Consider the following 20113-nt stretch of genomic DNA (forward strand, 5'->3'; position numbering starts at 1 on the left):
GGCAGCCGTTGAAGCGGCTGCCATTTTTTTGTGCTCGTGATTTATCCTGCCCACACCTTTCCCAACTGTAGGAGTTTCTCCATGCAACGCATCGACCACCCATTGCCCTGGAGCCACCTGGGCACCGAGCGCACCCTGAGCGTATTTCGTTATGGAGCGGGCTCGCGCAAGGTGTACATCCAGGCCAGCCTGCACGCCGACGAATTGCCGGGCATGCGCACAGCCTGGGAGTTGAAGCAGCGCCTGGCAGAACTTGAACAACAAGGCCAGTTGAACGGTGTGATCGAACTGGTGCCGGTGGCCAATCCCATTGGTCTCGACCAGCACCTGCAAGGCAGCCACATGGGGCGTTTCGAGCTGGGCAGCGGCAAGAACTTCAACCGCTCGTTCGTCGAACTCAGTGCGCCGGTGGCCGAGTTGATCGGCGATCGACTGGGCCGCGACGCCCAGGCCAACATCGCGCTGATTCGCCAGGCCATGGGCCAGGTGCTCGATGGCTTGCCGGCGGCGCCATCGCAACTGGAAGCCATGCATCGCCTGCTATTGCGCCATGCCTGCGACGCCGACGTCACCCTCGACCTGCATTGCGATTTCGACGCGGTGATCCACATTTACGCGTTGCCGCAGCACTGGCCACAATGGCAATCCCTGGCGGCGCGCCTGAAGGCTGGGGTGGCGTTGCTGTGTGAAGATTCCGGCGGCAGTTCGTTCGATGAATCCTGTTCTTCGCCATGGCTGCGCCTGGCCAGGGCGTTCCCGGCGGCGGCGATCCCACCGGCTAACCTGGCGACCACGCTGGAACTGGGCAGCATGGGCGACACCCGCGTCGATCAGGCCAAGGCCAATTGCGAGGCCATTCTGGGCTTTCTCGCCGAGCAGGGTTTCATCGCGGGCGCTTGGCCGGCAGCGCCGGCTGAATGCTGCGAAGGCATGCCGTTCGAAGGCACTCAATACCTGTTCGCACCGCATCACGGCGTGGTCAGTTTCCTGCGCGAAGCCGGCGAGTGGGTGGAGAAGGGCGATGCGCTGTTCGAGGTGGTCGACCCGTTGAATGACAAGGTCACCACGGTGCAGGCCGGCACCAGCGGTGTGCTGTTTGCCATCGATCGTGGGCGCTATACCCAGCCGGGGACGTGGCAGGCGAAAGTGGCCGGGCGGGAGCCGATTCGGGTGGGCAAGTTGATCAACGACTGAACCTGGAATCTCTAGCGTCTGTTCGGGCCTCTTCGCTGGCAAGCCAGCTCCTACAAGGATCGCGTACCCCTGTAGGAGCTGGCTTGCCAGCGAAAGCGGCTTGAGCCGCACCGAAGATGTTCCTGCCTGGTTCACAGTGTTAGGCTCTTGCGCGAATCCTGCATTCCGTGAAGGAAGACCCATGTTGAAGATTCTCGCGCTGCTCACACTGTTGGCCTCCACCGCCGTCCACGCCCAAACCCCGCTGCAAACCGACTTGCCGCTCAAATACCTGGCGCAAGCCAACCCCGATTCGACCCATCAACCCCTGGTGATTTTCCTCCACGGTTACGGCAGTAACGAGCAGGACCTGTTCGGCATCAAGGATGATTTGCCGGCGTCCTACACTTACCTGTCGGTACGGGCCCCGTTGGCCGTGGACGCGGACAGCTACCAGTGGTTTCGCAAGAAGGGCGAAGGTGCCTACAACGGTGAGACCGATGATCTGAAGACCAGCGCACAGGTGCTGCTGGATTTCATCGCACAGGCCACGAAGAAATATCACACCGAACCCGAGAAGGTGTTCCTGGTGGGTTTCAGCCAGGGCGCAATCATGTCCTACGAGCTCGGCTTGCGGCACCCCGAAGCCCTGGGCGGGTTCGCGGCGCTGAGCGGGCGGATTCTGCCGGTGCTCAAGTCCGAGCTCAAGCCGGATGAAAAACGTCAGTCGCTGGCAATTTTCATCGGCCATGGCGAGCAGGACAAACGCCTGCCCTACAGCGACGGCACCGACGCCAACACCTTGTTGCAGAGCGTGTCACTCGAACCCGAGTTTCACGGTTACCCCGGTGTCGGCCACAACATCAGCGCCGAAGAAATCCAGGACTTGAGCGCCTGGTTGCAGCGCCTGAACCCCTGAGCCTTATTTGCCGCTGACGATCTGCTTGATCAGGGTTTCGTGGGCGGCCATGTCGCCAGGGCGGGAAATCACCTGAAGCACCGCCATGCGGGTGCCGGAAGCGGCCATCAACGTGGTGTTGAGGGTCATGCCGCCGCCCTGGGAGGCGGTGCTGTCGACCTGGCGCAAGCCCAGCCCGGCTTTCTGGGTCAGGCTTTTCTCGCTGAGCTTGTTGTAGTCGGGCAGGGATTTGCGTTGCGCCGCATCGAAATCGGCCACGGTGCCATCGAGGAACGCGCCGTCGTTGTCCTTGACGCTGGAACCTTCGGGCAGGTTGTTTTCGGCGGCGATGACCACGGTCTTGGTGGTTTCATTGCTGTACAGCGTGCCGCTCGCACCTTCGGCGCTGGCAGGTAGCGGGTTGGCGATGAAGCCTTTGGGCAGGGTGAAGGTGAACTTGCCGCCGAGCATCGAGACTTTCTGTGCTGGCGCATTGTTGGCAGTGGCCTTGGCGGCCTGCGCATTCAAAGCCCCCAGGCCGGTAGCGGCTGCCAGCAGCAGGATAAGGGCTTTTTTACTCAACAAAGACATCGGGATCTCCAGGGACGGTCGCGCGGTGGGGCGCGATCATCCCATGGAGGTTGTGGTGGGTTCCAGTGTGCTCTACCGAGTGGTCGCTTGAGCATGAAACGATTTGGCTTGAGGTGGTTTATTTGTGGCAAGCCCCCCTCAGTCAAATTTCCCGCCGTGCTGGATAGCTTTCAATCACATCGAGAAACTCAATCCGCCGTTCACTGGCCAACAACGCCGGCAATACTTGTTCGTACGCCAGGCGATACGGCTTGGTCAGGTGACGAGCGATGAAGTCTTGCTTGCTGCAATTCCAGGTTTCGTACAGCACCAGGGTATTGGGCTCGTCCTGCAACTGGTGGACCCAGGTGTTGACGAAGTCCGGTTCGGCCGACATCTGATGCACCACGTCCAACAGGCGTTCTTTGGTTTCGGCAAAACGTTCCGGTTTGGCCGGCAGGTAAACGACAAACGCGACTTGATCACTCATTTATCATCCTCGTAAGCTGGAACCGGCGGGTTACGCCTGGTTTTGCGGGAACAGGTTGCGACGGGTTTCTTCGTCGAATTCGGCCTTGAGCACCAGTTGCTCTTTCAGACCGTGGGCACGCTGGGCGGCCGGGCGGGCGCTGATTTCGTCGTACAGGCGCTTGACGTTCGGGTATGCCGCCAGGCCGTTTTCGCCAAGGATGTACGGTGCATAGTTGGCCCAGCCCCACAACGCGATGTCGGCGATGCTGTAGCTGTCGCCAGCCAGGTATTGATGTTGGGCCAGGCGCTCGTCAAGGATGCGATAGTGGCGCTCGACTTCCTTCAAATAACGGTTTTTCGCGTAGGGCAGGTCTTCCGGTGCGTGGTGCAGGAAGTGCACGGCTTGACCGGAGAACGGCGAAAGACCGGTGCCGATGAACATCAGCCACGACAGCATCTCGGCCTGGCTGGCAGCGGTGCTCGGCACGAAGCGCTGATGTTTGTGCGCCAGGTGCAGCAGGATCGCCTGGGAGTCGAACACGGTGGCATCGCCATCGACCAGCGCGGGCACTTTGGCGTTCGGGTTGATCGCCAGGAAAGCGGGCTGGTGTTGCTCGCCCTTGAAGGTGTCGACGCCGATCAGTTCGTAGGGGGTTTGCAGCTCTTCGAGCAGCAGGGCAACTTTCATTGGGTTTGGCGAAGGGTGGAAAAAGAATTTCATGGTGTAGGCCTCAGTCGGGTAGGGGGTGGAACTGAGGTTGATGTTGAAGCAAACCCGTTCGATTGACGTACGAGGTTGTTGTTCTACTCGTGCGAAATGATCGAACGGGTTGCCGGCGCTTTCTCGGGAGCCTGGGCCGTGGCGATCACCGCACCGGCGATGATCAGCAGAGCCGGCACGATCAGGATCGGGCTGGCGTGGCCATGGCCGACGACGATCAACAGCAAGGTTGAAATCAGCGGCGCCAGATAGGACAGCGCGCCCAGCGTGGCGAGGTTGCCGTGTTTGGTGGCGTGGTCCCAGGCGAAGAACGCCAGGCCCGCCGGCCCCAGGCCGAGGACGATGATCGCCGCCCATTGATTGAAATCCGGCCATACGGTGGTTTCGAAGGCCAGGTGGCAGGCCAGCCCGGCGGCGGCCGACATGCCGCAGATGCCGCCGATGATGCTGCTCGGCACCGCGCTGAAACGACGGTTGAACACCGAGTAAGCGGCCCAGATCACCGCACAGCCGAACGCCGCCAGATAGCCGGCGACCGGCATTGTGCCGCTGGCGTGAATTGCCCGTTGCTGCATGATGAACGCCGTACCCGCCAGGCCCAGCACCGCGCCGAGCACCTGGCGCTTGTGCAGCTTTTCTCCGGCGGCGAAGGCTGAGAGCAGTACCAGCATCAACGGCCACAGGTAATTGATCAGGCTGGCTTCGGCCGCGGGCGCGACCTTGAGCGCAAAGAAGTACAAGGCGTGGTAGACGAAAATCCCGACGAAACCGCTGGCCCAGACGGCCCAGGGTTGGCGCCAGCTGCTGAACCCCGCCAATCCGCGACGGCCAAGGGTAAGCAGGCTCGCGGCAAACGCCACGCCGAAACTCAACGTCAGCAATTCAAAGGGCGGGATGCCTTCGGTGAGGGTGGTCAGCAGCGCCAGGCAGGACCAGAGGAAAATCGCAATTACGCCCACAGCGGTTGCCGAGCGGGTATTACGCAAGCCTGATGCCGTCATGTCTGTTCCTTCAGCGCGTAGAGGCGGGCAACATCCTGGCCCGATGACAGCGTGCAGCTTAGCGCTTGATTGCGGTTCCTCCAGTGTCCGTCGTCGGCCCGACCGGCCGTGCCAGCAGGCGCTTGGTCACGGCCAGCATCGCCACCGACACCGCGACGCCCAGCACAAATGCCTTCATCCCCAGCGATGGCAGGGCCAGTGCCAACACCAGGCAAAACGCCGCGAACGAATACATGCCAGTGGCGGTGGCCCGCAGTAGTGCGGCGGTAAAGGCCGGGCCGCGGGTTTGCTGGGAGAACACAGCCATCACGCTGCCCAACACCGGGAACACCGCCAGCAGGCCGCTCCAGCGGTCGCCCACGGTGCTGGCCAACAACGTGACAACCAGGGTTAGCAGGGCGCCGGCGATCATGCGCAGCAAGAGTTTGTCGGATTTCGGCGCCGGGCCCTTGAGCAACGGTTGCACCGTGGGGAACAGGTAGGGTGCGGCGAGCAACGCGATGGCGGCGGCGCAGACCGAAAACACTAGCGAGGCCGGGACCAGCGACAGGATAACCGCCGCCAGCGCCCACACCGACAGCGAGATCACCAACGCCATTGGCCATCCGGCCCGCTGCGCGACCTGGGCGTACGTCACGCAAAACGCAATCATCGCGAACATTGCCGACAAGGCTGCGGTGGCCGATTGCGCGGCGAACGCCTCGCCTTGCTCCAGGGCCAGGAACAACAGGATCGGCCCGACCACCACCGGCAACCCCGACAACCAACCGGCCACGCTCGGCCCCCAGCGTTTACCCGCGAGGGAAATCAGCAGCAGGAAGCCAGGAATCACCAGTAGTTTAAGCATCAGCACGCGCACGTCTCCGACCTGTGTGAGTGGAAACGGTAACATTGCGCAAAGTGGATTGCCTTGTATGTATGCGATTGTTGTATACAAAAAGCGGCGCATTCAACAACTGGCTTGCGGGGATGCGGCTTACGCTGCTGCGCCGTATGGGGAAAACCGTATTGGCTGAGCGCGGGCCCACAAACTTTGCGATGATCAGCCGAGCCTTTCCACTTGTTGATGGATCATCGTGTGAAATTCAGTTTTTTGCCCAAGACCGCCACTGCGCCGTTTTGCCCCCCGGAAGTGGCCGGTAGCGTTGCCGTCGACCCAGGCGCGTCGTTCTTCAAGCGTGTCCTGCGTTTTGCCGGGCCGGGGTTGCTGGTGTCCATCGGCTACATGGACCCGGGCAACTGGGCCACCGCCATCGAGGCCGGCTCGCGCTTCGGCTACAGCCTGTTGTTCGTGGTGTTGCTGGCGAGCCTGGCGGGAATGGTGGTGCAGTGCCTGTGTTCGCGCCTGGGCATCGCCACCGGGCGCGATCTGGCGCAGTTGTCCCGGGAGCGCTACAGCCCACGCATGGCGCGTACCCAATGGTTTTTGGCGGAGATATCAATCATCGCCACCGACCTGGCCGAAGTGCTCGGCTGCGCCCTGGCGTTTCATTTGTTGCTCGGTTGCTCGCTGACCTTCGGCATCGCCCTGACGGCATTCGATACTTTGCTGGTGCTGGCATTGCAGAACCGCGGCTTCCGCCGGCTCGAAGCGATCATGCTGGTATTGGTCGCCACCATCGGCGTGTGTTTTTTTGTCGAGTTGCTGCTGATCAAACCCTACTGGCCGGACGTCGCCCGTGGTTTTACGCCGTCGCTGTCGGCCATTGCCGATGCGGCGCCGCTGTACCTGGCCATCGGCATTCTCGGCGCCACGGTGATGCCGCATAACCTGTACCTGCACACCTCCATCGTGCAAACCCGGCTGATCGGCAAGGACCTGGCCAGCAAGCAGGACGCGGTGAAACTGGCGCGCATCGACACCATCGGCTCCCTGGCGCTGGCGTTGCTGGTCAACGCGGCGATCCTGATTCTGGCGGCGGCCGCGTTCCATCAGTCCGGGCACACCGATGTGGTGGACATCCAGGATGCCTACCATCTGCTCGACCCGTTGGTGGGCGGGGCGCTGGCCAGCGTGTTGTTTGGCGTGGCGCTGCTGGCTTCGGGACAAAGCTCGACCTTCACCGGCACCATCGCCGGCCAAGTGATCATGGAAGGCTTCCTGAACCTGCGCATTCCTTGCTGGCAACGACGCCTGATCACCCGCGGGCTGGCGCTGATCCCGGCGTTCATCGGCGTGTGGTTGATGGGCGACGGCGCCATCGGCAAGTTGCTGGTGATGAGTCAGGTGGTGTTGAGTTTGCAGCTACCGTTTGCGTTGTATCCGTTGATCCGCATGACCAATGATCACGCGCTCATGGGCCCGCTGGTGAATCGGTTGCCGACGCGGGTGTTGGCGTGGGGGTTGTTTGTGGTGATCAGTGGGGCCAATAGCTGGTTGATTCTGCAGTTTCTGGGGTGACGCCCGGCCCCTATGTAGGCGCTGGCTTGCCAGCGAAGACGGCGGTACAGGCAAGATGTATGTCGGATGTGCCGGCCCTTTCGCTGGCAAGCCAGCTCCTACAATTGATTTGTGTTGGTTGCGTTGTCGGTGTACATCCAGGAACCCAATGTATCTGTGCTGGCCGCAATGTCGGGGTTCACCTGCGACCCCCTGTAGGCGCTGGCTTGCCAGCGAAGACGGCGGTACAGGCAAGATGTATGTCGGATGTGCCGGCCCTTTCGCTGGCAAGCCAGCTCCTACAATTGATTTGTGTTGGTTGCGTTGTCGGTGTACATCCGGGAACCCAATGTATCTGTGCTGGCCGCAATGTCGGGGTTCACCTGCGAACCCCTGTAGGAGCTGGCTTGCCAGCGAAGACGGCGGTACAGGCAAGATGTATGTCGGATGTGCCGGCCTTTTCGCTGGCAAGCCAGCTCCTACAGGGATTTGTGGCGCAAAAAAGAAACCCGGTGCGATTTGCATCGCACCGGGTGTTTGTCCAGACGGCGACGGATCTTCGTGGGTCCCCGTACCGTCTGTTGAACGCTGTTGGCTTACGCCCGCTCGAGCGCCAATGCCACGCCCTGACCACCACCGATACACAGGGTGGCGAGGCCTTTCTTGGCATCGCGCTTGATCATTTCGTGCAGCAGGGTAACGAGCACGCGGCAACCCGAGGCGCCGATCGGATGGCCCAGGGCGATGGCGCCGCCGTTGACGTTGACCTTGTTCAAGTCCCACTCCAGGTCCTTGGCCACGGCCAGCGATTGTGCGGCGAAGGCTTCGTTGGCTTCAATCAGGTCCAGTTGGTCGATGTTCCAGCCGGCTTTGTCCAGGCAGCGGCGGGTGGCCGATACCGGGCCGATGCCCATGATTGCCGGGTCGATGCCTGCGTTGGCATACGCCGCGATTTTCGCCAGCACCGGCAGGCCCAGGGCCTTGGCCTTTTCGGCGCTCATCAGGATCACGGCGGCAGCGCCGTCGTTCAGGGACGACGCGTTACCGGCGGTCACCGAACCCTCCTTCTTGAAGGCTGGCTTGAGTTTGCCCAGTGATTGGGCGGTAGTGCCGGCCCGTGGCTGCTCGTCGGTGGCGAAGGACAATGGATCGCCCTGGCGCTGCGGGATCAGGATCGGGGTGATTTCATCGACAAAACGACCGCCTTCGATGGCCGCGGTTGCTTTCTGCTGCGAGGCTGCCGCAAAGGCATCCTGCTGCTCGCGCGTCAGGCTGTACTTCTCGGCCAGGTTCTCGGCGGTGATGCCCATGTGGTAATCGTTGAACGCATCCCACAGGCCATCGCTGATCATGGTGTCGACGATTTGCGCGTGACCCATGCGCAGGCCGGTGCGGGCACCGGGCATCATGTAATTGGACAGGCTCATGTTTTCCTGGCCGCCGGCGATGATCACCTCGGCATCGCCGCAACGAATGGCCTGGGCGCCCAGGTGCAGGGCTTTGAGTCCCGAGCCACAGACCTTGTTCAGGGTCATGGCCGGCACGGCAAATGGCAGGCCAGCCTTGATCGACGCCTGGCGCGCAGGGTTTTGCCCGGCGCCGGCGGTCAGTACCTGGCCCATGATCACTTCATCGACTTCGGCCGGGTCCAGGCCGGTTTGCGCCAGCAACTGGCGGATCACCGCAGCCCCGAGGTCAACGGCGGACACATTGGCCAGCGAGCCCTGGAAGCTACCGATCGCGGTGCGCGTGGCGGCAACAATGACGACTTCTTGCATGGAATGATTCCTCACTGGTCTGCGAACTGCATTTGCGGCACATGGTCCGGGACGATCAGTTTACCGGCAGTCTTGGCGACGATCTCTTCAACGCTGACGCCTGGAGCGCGTTCCTTGAGGACAAATGCGCCATTTTCGATTTCCAGGTAGGCCAGGTCGGTCAGTACACGCTTGATGCAACCGGCGCCGGTCAGCGGCAGGCTGCAGTGGTCCAGCAGCTTGGATTCACCGTCCTTGGACGCGTGGGTCATGATGACGATGATGTTGTCCGCGCCGGCCACCAGGTCCATCGCGCCGCCCATGCCCTTGACCAGTTTGCCGGGGATCATCCACGAGGCGATGTTGCCTTGCACGTCCACTTCGAAGGCGCCGAGCACGGTCAGGTCGACATGGCCGCCGCGGATCATTGCGAAGGATTCGGCCGAGGAAAAAATCGACGCACCGGTGCGGGCGGTCACGGTTTGCTTGCCGGCGTTGATCATGTCGGCATCGATAGTTTCTTCGGTAGGAAACGGACCCATGCCCAGCAGGCCGTTTTCCGACTGCAGCATGACTTCCATGCCTTCGGGGATGTAGTTGGCGACCAGGGTCGGAATGCCGATGCCCAGGTTCACGTAGAAGCCGTCCTGCATTTCGCGGGCGACGCGTTGAGCCATTTGTTCGCGGGAAAGTGCCATTGTTGTTATTCCTTCATTCGGTCCGGGGGCAGGGGGTCACTTACGCACGGTGCGCTGTTCGATGCGTTTTTCGAACGTGCCGCAGATGATCCGGTCGACGTAGATGCCAGGGGTGTGGATCTGCGCCGGGTCCAGCTCGCCGGGTTCGACGATTTCTTCGACTTCGACCACGGTGATCCTGCCGGCAGTGGCCGCCAGCGGGTTGAAGTTTTGCGCGGTGTGGCGATAGATCACGTTACCGAAATGGTCGGCTTTCCAGCCTTTGACAATGGCGAAGTCACCGGTGATGGATTCTTCCATCAGGTACTTGCGGCCATTGAATTCGCGCACTTCCTTGCCGTCGGCTACCGGGGTGCCGACGCCGGTGGCGGTGAAGAAGGCCGGGATGCCGGCGCCGCCTGCGCGCATTTTTTCGGCGAGGGTGCCTTGCGGGGTCAGGATGACTTCGATTTCGCCCTTGAGCAGTTGCTCTTCGAACAGCTTGTTTTCGCCGACGTAGGACGCCACGACTTTGCTGATCTGGCGGTCGGTCAACAGGACGCCAAGGCCGAAACCGTCGACACCGCAATTGTTGGAAACCACGGTGAGGTCGCGAGTCCCCTTGCGCTTGATCTCATTGATCAGGTTTTCCGGAATCCCGCACAGGCCGAAGCCGCCAGCGAGCACGGTCATGCCGTCTTCCAGACCTGCCAACGCTTGCTCATAGGAACTCACGCGCTTGTCGAAACCTGCCATATGCACCTCTTTTATTCTTTGTGGGCGGCTGGCTAGCCGAATGGGGTTGAGTGTCGCGCTGCAAGATTCATTTGTTAAGTTGTTTTTTAAGTCTTATTGATTGATAAAGCTCATTAAACGATAGGATGTATGTCACTTGTAGAACCGGCTTGCCGGCGTAGGCGATGGAACTGATCAAAAGAGACATCGACCTTTATATCGCTTTCGCCGGCAAGCCGGCGCCTACAGGGATCAGTGGTTCATTCATTCTGGAGTCAATCATCCCCATGACCGTCAAGCAGATCCGCGCCTTCCTGGCTGTCGCGCAAAGCCTGAGTTTCGCCGTGGCCTGCGAGCGCCTGCACCTGTCCCAGTCTGCCCTGAGCCTGACCATCAAGGCGCTGGAGGAGGGCCTCGGCGGGCGTTTGTTCAGCCGCAATACTCGCAACGTGGCACTGACCGCCGAAGGTGAATCCCTGCTGCCGCTGGCCCGCCGGCTGATCGCCGATTGGGACAATGTCGAGGACGAAATGCGCCAACGCTTTACCCTCCAGCGTGGCCGCGTGACGTTGGCGGCGATGCCGTCGTTCGCCGGCAACCTGCTGCCGCCGATCCTCAAGACCTTCCGCGCCCGATATCCGAATGTCAACGTGACGGTCAACGACGTGATCAACGAACAGGTGCTGGAAATGGTCCGCGATCGCCAGGTGGAACTGGGGGTGGCGTTTGAGCCGACGCAGAGTTCGCCGCTGTTGTTCACGCCGTTGTACATCGACCGCTTCGTTGCGGTGGTGCCCCTGGATTCGGCGTTGGCCGGTCTGGATGACATCGATTGGCAGACCTTGCTCAAGGAACCGTTCATTACCTTGCAACGCCCGTCGACGGTGCGGGTCATGCTCGAAGAACACTTGCAGGCGCGCGGCATGAAGCTGCCGGTGGAGTTTGAAAGCCATCAACTGGCGACGGTGGGGCGCATGGTCGCCAGCGGTTTGGGCGTGAGCGCGGTCCCGGCTCTGTGTGCGGGGCAGATGCGTGAATTGGGGGCGCGTTGCCTGACCTTGCGCGACCCGGTGGTGGAGCGGGCGCTGGGTGTGTTGACATTGCCGGGAGGCGAACTGTCTGCCGCGGCGCAGGCGTTGTTTGATGTGCTGAAAGAGCAGAACCTGGGCGAGCGACTGACTTGAATCAAAAAACCCGCCAGAGTCGGCGGGTTTTTTATGTGGCTGACCGAAGATTACTCTTCGATGCTGCCCATGGCGGTGGTGTTGAAGCCGCCGTCCACGTACATGATTTCACCGCTGATGCCGGACGCCAGGTCCGAGCACAGGAAGGCGCCAGCGTTGCCGACTTCGTCGATGGTGACGTTGCGACGCAGCGGAGTTTGCGCTTCGTTGGCGGCCAGCATCTTGCGGAAGTTCTTGATGCCGGAAGCGGCCAGGGTGCGGATCGGGCCGGCTGATACGCAGTTGACGCGAGTGCCGTCCGGGCCCAGGGAGCCGGCCAGGTAGCGAACGCCAGCTTCCAGGGAGGCCTTGGCCATGCCCATGACGTTGTAGTTCGGCATGGTGCGCTCGGCGCCCAGGTACGACAGGGTCAGCAGACTGCCGTTACGGCCTTTCATCATTTCGCGACCAGCCTTGGCCAGGGCCACGAAGCTGTAGGCGCTGATGTCGTGGGCGATGCGGAAACCTTCACGGGTGGTGGCTTCGGTGAAGTCGCCGTCCAGTTGGTCGCCCGGGGCGAAGCCAACGGAGTGCACGATGCAGTCCAGGCCGTCCCACTTCTTGCTCAGGGCTTCGAAGACCTGGGCGATTTCTTCATCGCTGGCCACGTCGCATGGGAAGCACAGCTCAGGGCTCGAACCCCAGCCTTGGGCGAATTCTTCGACACGACCTTTGAGTTTGTCGTTCTGATAAGTGAAGGCAAGCTCAGCGCCCTCGCGATGCATGGCGGCAGCGATGCCGGATGCGATGGACAGCTTGCTGGCGACACCGACGATCAGTACGCGCTTACCGGCGAGAAAACCCATGTGTTGCTCCTCTTTCAGGTTATTGCGCAGTGGCTGGTGCCAAAAAAGCGGCTTCCAGCAACTGCTGTGTATACGGATGTTGGGGGGCGGCAAAAATGCTTTGCGCGTCTCCCTGTTCGACCACTTGGCCATGCTTGACCACCATCAACTGGTGGCTCAGCGCTTTCACCACAGCCAGGTCATGGCTGATAAACAGATACGTCAGGTTGTACTTGGTTTGCAGCGAACGCAAAAGCTCCACCACTTGGCGCTGTACGGTGCGGTCGAGGGCCGAAGTCGGCTCGTCCAGCAAAATCAACGCCGGTTTTAACACCAATGCCCGGGCAATGGCGATTCTCTGCCGTTGCCCGCCGGAAAATTCGTGGGGGTAGCGGTGCCGGGTTTCCGGATCCAGGCCTACCTCCTTCAATGCCGCAATAATCGCCGCTTCCTGTTCTTCTGCGGTGCCCATCCTGTGGATCCGCAGGCCTTCGCCAACGATGTCGCTGACGCACATCCGTGGGCTCAGGCTGCCGAAGGGGTCCTGAAACACCACCTGCATCTCCCGCCGCAGCGGCCGGATCTCGTTCTGCGACAGGCAGTCTAGCTGCTTGCCCTCAAAGCGAATGGCGCCCTTGCTGGCGATCAACCGCAAGATCGCCAGGCCCAGCGTCGATTTACCGGAACCGCTTTCACCCACAATCCCCAGGGTTTGGCCCTGGGGCAGGCTGAAGTTGATGCCATCGACTGCCTTGACGTAATCCACCGTGCGTTTGAGCAGGCCTTTCTTGATCGGAAACCAGACTTTCAAGTCCTCGACCGCCAACAGTGGCGGGCCAATAACGTTGCTCGCCGGCTTGCCGCTGGGCTCCGCTGCCAGCAGTTCCCGAGTGTACGGATGCTGCGGCGCACGGAACAGCTCTTCGCACGATGCCTGTTCGACGATGCAACCTCGCTGCATGACACATACGCGGTGCGCAATTCTTCGCACAAGGTTCAAATCGTGGCTGATCAGCAGCAGCGCCATGCCCAGTCGCGCTTGCAGTTGCTTGAGCAATTCGAGGATTTTCAGCTGAACGGTCACGTCCAGCGCGGTGGTCGGCTCATCCGCGATCAGCAGTTCCGGCTCGTTGGCCAAAGCCATGGCGATCATCACCCGCTGGCGCTGGCCGCCAGACAATTCATGGGGCAGGGCCTTGAGGCGCTTGTGCGGCTCGGGGATGCCGACCATCTCCAGCAGTTCCAGCGTGCGCCTGGTCGCGACCTTGCCGGTCAGGCCCTTGTGCAGGCCCAGTACTTCGTTGATTTGCTTTTCGATCGAATGCAGCGGATTGAGCGAGGTCATCGGCTCCTGGAAGATCATCGCGATCCGGTTGCCGCGGATGTGGCGAATGGTTTTTTCTTTGAGCTCCAGCAGGTTCTGCCCGGAATACTCGATGGTGCCGGACGGATGCCGGGCGAGCGGGTAGGGCAGCAGGCGCAGGATCGAGTGCGCCGTCACCGACTTGCCGGAGCCGCTTTCGCCGACCAGGGCCAGGGTTTCGCCACGCTTGATGTCGAAGCTGACGCCTTCGACCGCCCGCTGGCAGCGATTGCCGACGACAAACTCGACGGACAGGTCGCGCACTTCGATCAGATTGTCCTGATTCATTTCACTTCCTCGGGTCGAAGGCATCGCGAGCGGACTCGCCGATGAACACCAGCAAGCTCAGCATCAAGGCCAGCACGGCAAAGGCGCTGATGCCCAGCCACGGCGCTTGCAGGTTGGATTTGCCTTGGGCCACCAGTTCACCCAGCGACGGGCTGCCCGCCGGCAAACCGAAGCCGAGGAAGTCCAGGGCGGTCAGGGTGCCGATGGCGCCGGTGAGGATGAACGGCATGAAGGTCATGGTCGAGACCATCGCGTTGGGCAGGATGTGGCGGAACATGATTGCGCCGTTCTGCATGCCCAGCGCCCGGGCGGCACGCACGTATTCCAGGTTACGCCCGCGCAGGAACTCGGCGCGCACCACATCCACCAGGCTCATCCACGAGAACAGCAGCATGATCCCCAGTAACCACCAGAAATTCGGCTGCACGAAACTGGCGAGGATGATCAGCAGGTACAGCACCGGCAGCCCGGACCAAATCTCCAGGAAGCGTTGCCCGGCCAGGTCCACCCAGCCACCGTAGAAACCCTGCAAGGCTCCGGCGATCACGCCGATGATCGAACTCAACACGGTCAGGGTCAGGGCGAACAGCACCGAAATGCGGAAGCCGTAGATCACGCGGGCCAGCACATCGCGGCCCTGATCGTCGGTGCCCAGCAGGTTGTCCGCCGAAGGTGGCGCGGGCGCCGGGACTTTCAGGTCGTAGTTGATGCTCTGGTAGCTGTAGGGAATCGGCGCCCACAGCACCCAGGCGTCCTTGGCCTTGAGCAGTTCGCGGATGTACGGGCTCTTGTAGTTCGCTTCCAGCGGGAACTCGCCGCCGAAGGTGGTTTCCGGGTAGCGCTTGAGCGCCGGGAAATACCAGCTGTTGTCGTAGTGCACCGCCAGCGGTTTGTCGTTGGCGATCAGCTCGGCGCCGAGGCTGGCGCCGAACAGCGCCAGGAACAGCCACAACGACCACCAGCCACGCTTGTTGGCCTTGAACAGTTCGAAGCGTCGGCGATTGAGCGGGGACAGGTTCATCTCAATGCTCCCGGCTTTCGAAGTCGATGCGCGGATCGACAAAGCTGTAGGTCAGGTCACTGATCAGTTTCACCACCAATCCCAGCAGGGTGAAGATGAACAGGGTGCCGAACACCACCGGGTAATCGCGGTTGATCGCCGCTTCGAAACTCATCAGGCCGAGGCCATCCAGGGAGAAGATCACCTCCACCAGCAACGAGCCAGTGAAGAAGATGCCGATGAACGCAGAAGGGAACCCGGCGATCACCAGCAACATGGCATTGCGAAACACATGGCCGTACAGCACGCGGTGGTTGGTCAGGCCCTTGGCCTTGGCGGTGATCACGTATTGCTTGTTGATCTCGTCGAGAAAGCTGTTCTTGGTCAGCAGGGTCATGGTCGCGAAGTTGCCGATCACCAGCGCGGTCACCGGCAGCGCCAGGTGCCAGAAATAGTCGAGGATCTTGCCGCCCGTGCTCAACTCATCGAAATTGTTCGAAGTCAGCCCACGCAACGGGAACCAGTCCAGGTAACTGCCGCCAGCGAACACTACGATCAGCAGGATGGCGAACAGGAACGCCGGGATCGCGTAGCCGACGATGATCGCCGAGCTGGTCCAGACGTCAAAGTGGCTGCCGTGTCGCGTGGCCTTGGCGATCCCCAGCGGGATCGACACCAGGTACATGATCAGCGTGCTCCACAGCCCGAGAGAGATCGACACCGGCATCTTTTCCTTGATCAGGTCGATGACCTTGGCATCGCGGAAGAAGCTGTCGCCGAAATCCAGCGAGGCATAGTTCTTGACCATGATCCACAAGCGTTCCGGCGCCGATTTGTCGAAGCCGTACATGTGTTCGATTTCCTTGATCAGCGCCGGGTCCAGGCCCTGGGCGCCGCGATAGGCGGAACCGGCCACCGAGACCTCGGCGCCACCGCCGGCGATGCGGCTGGTGGCGCCTTCGAAGCCTTCGAGCTTGGCGATCATTTGCTCCACCGGCCCACCTGGGGCGGCCTGGATGATCACGAAGTTGATCAGCAGGATGCCGAACAGGGTTGGAATAATCAGCAGCAGTCGCCGAAAAATGTACGCCAGCATCTGATTACTCCGTGCCCGCAGGATCGGCCTGCAGCTTGGTTTCGACTTCTATTGCCGGCGTGATGTCGGGCTTGACCCACCAGGTGGCCGTGCCGATATCGTATTTAGGCGAGACCTTTGGGTGGCCGATGTGATTCCAGTAGGCCACGCGCCAAGTCTTGATGTGCCAATTGGGTATAACGTAATAGCCCCATTGCAGGACGCGGTCCAGCGCGCGGGCATGGGCCACCAGGCCCTTGCGCGAATCGGCGTTGATCAGTTGCTCGACCAGTTGATCGACCACCGGATCCTTCAGGCCCATGGAGTTGCGGCTGCCGGGTTTGTCGGCGGCGGCCGACATCCAGAATTCCCGTTGTTCGTTACCCGGCGAACTGGACTGTGGGAAGCTGCCGACGATCATGTCGAAGTCCCGCGAACGTACGCGGTTGATGTATTGCGAGACGTCGACCCGGCGGATCACCAGGTCGATGCCCAGGTCGCTGAGGTTGCGCTTGAATGGCAGCAGTACGCGTTCGAACTCGGTCTGGGCCAGGAGGAATTCGATGACCACCGGTTTGCCGGTGGCGTCGACCATTTTGTCATCGACGATGCGCCAGCCGGCCTCTTGCAGCAGTTGATAGGCTTCGCGCTGCTGGGCGCGGATCATGCCGCTGCCGTCAGTGGACGAGCACTGGAACGCCTCGCTGAACACCTGCGGCGGCAGCTTGCTGCGAAACGGTTCGAGGATCGCCACTTGATCGGCGTCAGGCAAGCCCGTGGCGGCCATTTCCGAGTTCTCGAAGTAACTGCGAGTGCGCGCATAGGCGCTGTTGAATAGCTGCTTGTTGGTCCATTCGAAATCCAGCAACAGCGACAGCGCCCGGCGCACGCGAACATCCTGGAACACTGGGCGACGCAGGTTGAACACGAAACCCTGCATGCCGGTCGGGTTGCCGTTGGGGATCTGTTCCTTGATCAGTCGCCCCTGGGCCACCGCCGGGATGTTGTAGGCGTTGGCCCAGTTCTTCGCGGTCATTTCCAGCCAGTAGTCGAACTGCCCGGCCTTGAGCGCTTCAAGGGCCACGGTGTTGTCGCGGTAGTAATCGGTGGTCATCACGTCGAAGTTATAGAAACCGCGATTGGCCGGCAGGTCCTTGCCCCAGTAGTCCTTGACCCTCTCATAGCGCACCGAGCGTCCGGCCTTCACTTCGCTGACCTTGTACGGGCCGCTGCCCAGCGGGATTTCCAGGTTGCCCTTGTTGAAGTCACGGTCGGCCCACCAATGCTTGGGCAGCACCGGCAACTGGCCGAGGATCAGTGGCAGCTCGCGGTTGTTGGTGTGCTTGAACTTGAACAGCACGGTGAGCGGGTCTTCGGCGACTACCTCCGCGACGTCGTTGTAGTAACCGCGGTACATCGGCGCGCCGTCCTTGGTCAGCATCTGGAAGCTGAACACCACGTCCTCGGCGCGGACCGGATGGCCGTCGTGGAAGCGCGCCTCGGGGCGCAGGTAGAAACGCACCCAGGCGTTGTCCGGAGCTTTCTCGATCAGGCGGGCGATCAGGCCGTACTCGGTGAATGGCTCGTCCAGGCCTTGCTTGGCCAGGGTGTCGTAGATCATGCCGATGTCATCGGCCGGCACACCCTTGCTGATGAACGGGTTGAGGCTGTCGAAGCCACCGAAACCGGCCTGACGGAAGATCCCGCCCTTGGGCGCGTCCGGGTTGACGTAGTCGAAGTGCTTGAAGTCGGCCGGGTATTTCGGTGGCTCGTTGTACAGGGTCACCGCGTGTTGCGGGGCGGCGCAGGCCAGCCCGGCGAACAGCAGGCCGCTGGCCTGCAGGAGCAGGGCACGGATGGGGTTCATTGATCTTTCTCCGAAGATTTCAGCCACCACGCGTTCAGTCCCAGGGTGTAGGGCGGCGTGGTGACGAAGGCGAGCCGGTTGCGGTACGCCAGGCGGTGATAATTGAGGTACCAGTTGGGCACGATGTAGTGCTGCCACAACAGCACGCGGTCGAGGGCCTTGCCGGCGGCGATTTGCTCGTCGCGGGTTTGTGCGGCCAACAACAGTTCGAGCAGATGGTCGACCACCGGGTTGGCGATGCCGGCGTAGTTCTTGCTGCCCTTGACCCCGGCCTGGCTGGAGTGAAAGTACTGCCATTGCTCCAGCCCCGGGCTGAGGGTCTGGTTGAGGGTCATCAGGATCATGTCGAAATCGAACTGGTCGAGGCGTTGCTTGTATTGCGCGCGATCCACCGTGCGCAGGCGTGCCTCGACGCCGATGCTGGTGAGGTTTTCGATGTAGGGTTGAAGAATGCGTTCCAGGTTCGGGTTGACCAGCAGCAGCTCCAGGCGCAAAGGCTGCCCGGCGGCGTTCTGCAGGCGTTGGCCGTTGAGCTTCCAGCCGGCGTCGGCGAGCAGGCCGAGGGCCTTGCGCAGTGTCTCCCGGGGGATGCCGCGGCCGTCGGTCTGCGGCAGGCTGAATGGCTCGGTAAAGAGCCTCGGCGGCAACTGCTCGCGGTAGGGCTTGAGCAATAGCCATTCGTGCCCGATCGGCAAGCCGCTGGCCGAGAACTCGCTGTTGGGGTAGTAGCTCATGGCTCGCTGGTAGGCGCCGCTGAACAGCGTGCGGTTGGTCCACTCGAAGTTGAACATCAGCCCCAGCGCTTCACGAACCCTGGGGTCCGAAAACGTCCCGCGGCGGCTGTTCATGAACAGACCCTGGGTCTGGGTCGGGATCTGGTGGGGGATCTGCGTCTTGATCACGTCACCGCGGCGGATGGCGGGGAAGTGGTAGCCGGTGTCCCAATTCTTCGCCTGATGCTCGATGTAGATGTCGAACTCGCCGGCCTTGAAGGCCTCGAACGCGACATCGCTGTCGCGATAGAACTCGACGTCCATGCGGTCGAAATTGTACTTGCCACGATTGACCGGCAGGTCCTTGCCCCAGTAGTCCTTGACCCGTTCGAAGACAATCTGCCGCCCCGGTGTGACCGAGGTGATGCGGTACGGTCCGCTACCCAGCGGCGGTTCGAAGGTGGTGGCCTTGAAGTCGCGACCTTTCCAGTAGTGCTGTGGCAGTACCGGCATTTCCCCCAGGCGCAGGATCAACAGCGGATTGCCGGCGCGCTTGAGCACGAAGCGAATCCGCTGCGGGTTGAGGATGTCGACCCGTGCCACTTCCTGGAGGCTGGTGCGGTACAGCGGATGGCCTTCCTTGAGCAGCAGGCGGTAGGAGAACGCAACGTCGTAGGCGGTGATCGGCGTGCCGTCATGAAAGCGCGCTTCGGGACGCAGGTTGAACACCACCCAGCTGCGGTTCTCGTTGTATTCCACCGAGCGGGCGATCAGGCCGTAGCTCGACGCCGGCTCATCACCCGAGGGTGCGTATTGCCCGGTGCCGACCATCAGCGGTTCGTTGAGTTCGTTGATGCCGTATTGCAGGAAGTTCGGGGTGGTGACGGGGCTGGTGCCCTTGAAGGTGTACGGGTTGAGCGTATCGAAGGTGCCAAACGCCATAACCCGCAGCGTACCGCCCTTGGGCGCTTGCGGGTTGACCCAATCGAAGTGGGTAAATCGGGCCGGGTACTTGAGCGTGCCGAACTGCGCATAACCATGGCTTTCGCTGATCGTCGCGCTTGCGGTGGAGCTCAAGGCCAGGCTGATCAGGAACAGGAGGGGACGCTTCAAATAGGGGGATCCGATCCAGGCGGCTTGGGCTTTGTGGACCGTACAGTAACAGCTTGTCTGGGCAGGAAAAAGACAGCGGGTGAATGCGCGATTTCAGCCGCTTGAAAACCCTGTAGGAGCTGGCTTGCCAGCGAAGACGACCTGCCTGCCACCCCCAATGCTGGATGTGCCGGCCTCTTCGCTGGCAAGCCAGCTCCTATGTATGGACTCGCCCCCACTGTCTACCCGCTTTTGAAAAACCGCTGCCCCGTTGCATCTATGTATTAGGCCTATTCGTGGAAGCCGTCTTCGGCTTCTGGCTCA

General features: G+C 61.5%; 18 protein-coding genes. 4 read left to right on the forward strand and 14 right to left on the reverse strand.

Annotated features, from left to right (window positions below):
* Positions 1-81: 81 nt before the first annotated feature.
* Entirely contained in the window at positions 82-1194 is a 1113-nt protein-coding gene (locus J1D76_RS09640; protein ID WP_421138076.1) for a succinylglutamate desuccinylase/aspartoacylase family protein, read from the forward strand.
* A 181-nt stretch (positions 1195-1375) separates the two neighbouring features.
* Entirely contained in the window at positions 1376-2092 is a 717-nt protein-coding gene (locus J1D76_RS09645; protein WP_421138077.1) for an alpha/beta hydrolase, read from the forward strand.
* A 3-nt stretch (positions 2093-2095) separates the two neighbouring features.
* Here the strand turns inward: J1D76_RS09645 and J1D76_RS09650 are convergent, their stop codons facing one another.
* The 5 genes from J1D76_RS09650 to J1D76_RS09670 all read right to left on the reverse strand — a co-directional run bounded on the left by J1D76_RS09650 (position 2096) and on the right by J1D76_RS09670 (position 5687).
* A complete protein-coding gene (locus J1D76_RS09650) occupies positions 2096-2662 on the reverse strand; it encodes a hypothetical protein (RefSeq protein ID WP_421138078.1) in 567 nt (188 codons plus the stop codon).
* Between the two features lie 142 nt (positions 2663-2804).
* A complete protein-coding gene (locus J1D76_RS09655) occupies positions 2805-3131 on the reverse strand; it encodes a putative quinol monooxygenase (protein WP_421138079.1) in 327 nt (108 codons plus the stop codon).
* Between the two features lie 30 nt (positions 3132-3161).
* Complete coding sequence (locus tag J1D76_RS09660) at positions 3162-3833, reverse strand: glutathione S-transferase family protein (RefSeq protein ID WP_421138080.1); 672 nt, start codon at positions 3831-3833, stop codon at positions 3162-3164.
* Between the two features lie 83 nt (positions 3834-3916).
* Positions 3917-4834 carry a DMT family transporter gene (locus J1D76_RS09665; RefSeq protein WP_421138081.1) on the reverse strand — a complete coding sequence of 306 codons (918 nt, stop codon included), beginning with the start codon at positions 4832-4834 and terminating at the stop codon, positions 3917-3919.
* A gap of 58 nt (positions 4835-4892) precedes the next feature.
* Positions 4893-5687 carry a hypothetical protein gene (locus J1D76_RS09670; protein WP_421138082.1) on the reverse strand — a complete coding sequence of 265 codons (795 nt, stop codon included), beginning with the start codon at positions 5685-5687 and terminating at the stop codon, positions 4893-4895.
* A gap of 225 nt (positions 5688-5912) precedes the next feature.
* On the opposite strand from J1D76_RS09670, the gene J1D76_RS09675 reads away from it, so the two are divergent.
* Positions 5913-7235 carry an Nramp family divalent metal transporter gene (locus tag J1D76_RS09675; RefSeq protein ID WP_421138083.1) on the forward strand — a complete coding sequence of 441 codons (1323 nt, stop codon included), beginning with the start codon at positions 5913-5915 and terminating at the stop codon, positions 7233-7235.
* A 575-nt stretch (positions 7236-7810) separates the two neighbouring features.
* Here the strand turns inward: J1D76_RS09675 and J1D76_RS09680 are convergent.
* From J1D76_RS09680 to J1D76_RS09690, 3 genes are read right to left on the reverse strand one after another with little or no spacing between them, the layout of a single operon-like run.
* Positions 7811-8992: an acetyl-CoA C-acetyltransferase gene (locus J1D76_RS09680; protein WP_421138084.1), complete on the reverse strand. Its 1182-nt coding sequence runs from the start codon at positions 8990-8992 to the stop codon at positions 7811-7813.
* An 11-nt stretch (positions 8993-9003) separates the two neighbouring features.
* Positions 9004-9669, reverse strand: a complete 666-nt coding sequence (locus tag J1D76_RS09685) for a CoA transferase subunit B (protein WP_421138085.1) — start codon at positions 9667-9669, stop codon at positions 9004-9006.
* A gap of 36 nt (positions 9670-9705) precedes the next feature.
* The gene (locus tag J1D76_RS09690) at positions 9706-10404 is read right to left on the reverse strand and encodes a CoA transferase subunit A (protein ID WP_421138086.1); all 699 of its coding nucleotides are present in this window, start codon (positions 10402-10404) and stop codon (positions 9706-9708) included.
* Between the two features lie 266 nt (positions 10405-10670).
* Between J1D76_RS09690 and J1D76_RS09695 the strand changes: the two genes are divergently transcribed.
* Positions 10671-11567 (forward strand): LysR substrate-binding domain-containing protein, encoded by an 897-nt coding sequence (locus J1D76_RS09695; RefSeq protein WP_421138101.1) that lies wholly within the window; start codon positions 10671-10673, stop codon positions 11565-11567.
* A 50-nt stretch (positions 11568-11617) separates the two neighbouring features.
* Here the strand turns inward: J1D76_RS09695 and fabI are convergent, their stop codons facing one another.
* Genes fabI through J1D76_RS09725 form a run of 6 tightly spaced genes read right to left on the reverse strand, consistent with a single transcriptional unit; the run spans position 11618 to position 19810 of the window.
* A complete protein-coding gene (gene fabI / locus J1D76_RS09700; protein ID WP_421138087.1) occupies positions 11618-12412 on the reverse strand; it encodes an enoyl-ACP reductase FabI in 795 nt (264 codons plus the stop codon).
* Positions 12413-12431: 19 nt separating this feature from the next.
* Positions 12432-14042 (reverse strand): ABC transporter ATP-binding protein, encoded by a 1611-nt coding sequence (locus J1D76_RS09705; protein WP_421138088.1) that lies wholly within the window; start codon positions 14040-14042, stop codon positions 12432-12434.
* Between the two features lies 1 nt (position 14043).
* Complete coding sequence (locus J1D76_RS09710; protein WP_421138089.1) at positions 14044-15063, reverse strand: ABC transporter permease; 1020 nt, start codon at positions 15061-15063, stop codon at positions 14044-14046.
* Between the two features lies 1 nt (position 15064).
* Positions 15065-16138: a microcin C ABC transporter permease YejB gene (locus tag J1D76_RS09715; protein WP_421138090.1), complete on the reverse strand. Its 1074-nt coding sequence runs from the start codon at positions 16136-16138 to the stop codon at positions 15065-15067.
* A gap of 4 nt (positions 16139-16142) precedes the next feature.
* Positions 16143-17984, reverse strand: a complete 1842-nt coding sequence (locus tag J1D76_RS09720) for an extracellular solute-binding protein (protein ID WP_421138091.1) — start codon at positions 17982-17984, stop codon at positions 16143-16145.
* A complete protein-coding gene (locus tag J1D76_RS09725) occupies positions 17981-19810 on the reverse strand; it encodes an extracellular solute-binding protein (protein ID WP_421138092.1) in 1830 nt (609 codons plus the stop codon). Before J1D76_RS09725 ends, J1D76_RS09720 begins: the two co-directional genes overlap by 4 nt.
* Positions 19811-20113 lie beyond the last annotated feature (303 nt).

Origin of the sequence: Pseudomonas sp. NFX15 (assembly GCF_049132105.1) — a bacterium.
In the GTDB taxonomy this organism is placed as follows: domain Bacteria; phylum Pseudomonadota; class Gammaproteobacteria; order Pseudomonadales; family Pseudomonadaceae; genus Aquipseudomonas.